Origin of the sequence: Streptomyces bohaiensis (assembly GCF_012033785.1) — a bacterium.
Lineage (GTDB): Bacteria > Actinomycetota > Actinomycetes > Streptomycetales > Streptomycetaceae > Streptomyces > Streptomyces bohaiensis.
The window spans coordinates 1-1,727 of sequence record NZ_JAAVJC010000489.1 but is presented as its reverse complement, the minus strand read 5'-3'; the positions used below and the strand labels follow the sequence as shown (position 1 = coordinate 1,727).

At 77.6% G+C, this 1,727-nt stretch carries 1 protein-coding gene; it reads left to right on the top strand.

The window, feature by feature from the left end; translation table 11 throughout:
* Positions 1-1,652: L-aspartate oxidase (locus HCN52_RS24170; RefSeq protein ID WP_168090546.1), on the top strand; the 1,652-nt coding region annotated here is incomplete at its 5' end.
* Positions 1,653-1,727 lie beyond the last annotated feature (75 nt).

The following is a 1,727-nucleotide window of genomic DNA, read 5'->3' as shown; positions in this document are numbered from 1 at the left end:
CCCCGGGCCCGGTCGCCGTCCTCGGCCCGGAGCCCACCTGGGCGACCGCGGCGGACGTCGTCGTCGTCGGCTCCGGCATCGCCGGGCTGACCGTCGCGCTGCGCTGCGCCGAGGCCGGCCGCCGCACCGTCGTCGTCACCAAGGCGCTGCTGGACGACGGCTCGACCCGCTGGGCGCAGGGCGGCATCGCGGCCGCCCTCGGGCCCGGGGACACCCCGGAGCAGCACCGCGACGACTCGCTGACCGCCGGGGCCGGCCTGTGCGACGAGGCGGCGGTCCGCACCCTGGTCACCGAGGGGCCGGACGCCGTCCGCCGGCTGATGGCCACCGGCGCCCGGTTCGACACCGCCGCCGACGGCACCATCGCCCTCACGCGCGAGGGCGGCCACCACCGCCGCCGCATCGCGCACGCGGGCGGCGACGCCACCGGCGCGGAGATCTCCCGCGCGCTGGTCGCCGCCGTGCGCGCCGCCGGTATCGAGGTGGTCGAGCACGCCCTCGCCCTCGACCTGCTCACCGACGCCGACGGCCGCGCCGCCGGCGTCAGCCTGCACGTCATGGGGGAGGGACGGCACGACGGCGTCGGCGCCGTCCACGCCCCCGTGGTGGTGCTCGCCACCGGCGGCATGGGCCAGGTGTTCTCGGCCACCACCAACCCGGCCGTCTCCACCGGGGACGGCGTCGCGCTGGCGCTGCGCGCCGGGGCGGAGGTCTCCGACCTGGAGTTCGTCCAGTTCCATCCGACCGTGCTGTGGCTGGGGCCCGACGCGCAGGGGCAGCAGCCGCTGATCTCCGAGGCGGTCCGCGGCGAGGGCGCGCACCTGGTCGACGGCGACGGCGGCCGCTTCATGGTCGGCCGGCACGAGCTGGCGGAGCTGGCGCCGCGCGACATCGTGGCCAAGGGCATCATGCGTCGGATGCGGGAGACGGGCGCCTCCCACATGTACCTGGACGGCCGCCACTTCGGCGCCGCGATGTGGGAGCGCCGCTTCCCGACGATCCTGGCGTCCTGCCGCTCCCACGGCATCGACCCGGTGACGGAGCCGATCCCGGTGGCCCCGGCGGCGCACTACGCCTCCGGTGGCGTCCGCACCGACCTGCGCGGCCGGACCGGGGTCCCGGGGCTGTACGCCTGCGGCGAGGTCGCCTGCACCGGCGTCCACGGCGCCAACCGGCTGGCGTCCAACTCGCTGCTGGAGGGGCTGGTCTTCGCCGAGCGCATCGCCGCCGACTGCCTGGCCGAACCGGCGCGTCCCCCCGCCCCCGTCGCCCCGGCGACCGCTGCCGCCCGGCTGCCGCTGCCGCCGCCCGAGGCGCGGGGCGAGATCCAGCGGGTGATGAGCGAGGGCGCCGGCGTGCTGCGCTCCGCCGCCAGCCTTGCGGCGGCCGCCGCGGCGCTGGCCGCACCTCCGCCGGGCGGCAAGACCGGTGAACCCGGTGTCGAGGCGTGGGAGAACGCCAACCTGCTGCTGGTCGCCCGGGTGCTGGTCGCCGCGGCGGCGCGGCGCACGGAGACCCGCGGCTGCCACTGGCGCGAGGACCACCCGGAGGCGGACGACGCCGCCTGGCGCCGGCACCTGCTGGTGACGCTGGCGCACGACCCGGACGGCACCCTTCCGCTGGTGCGCCCTGCGTCAGCGGGAAGTGCTTGACGAGGTCGCGGACCTCCAGGATCGGCTCACGTGCGCCGGGCGTCATCGACGGTCTCCTTCCAGTAGTGGCAGGCG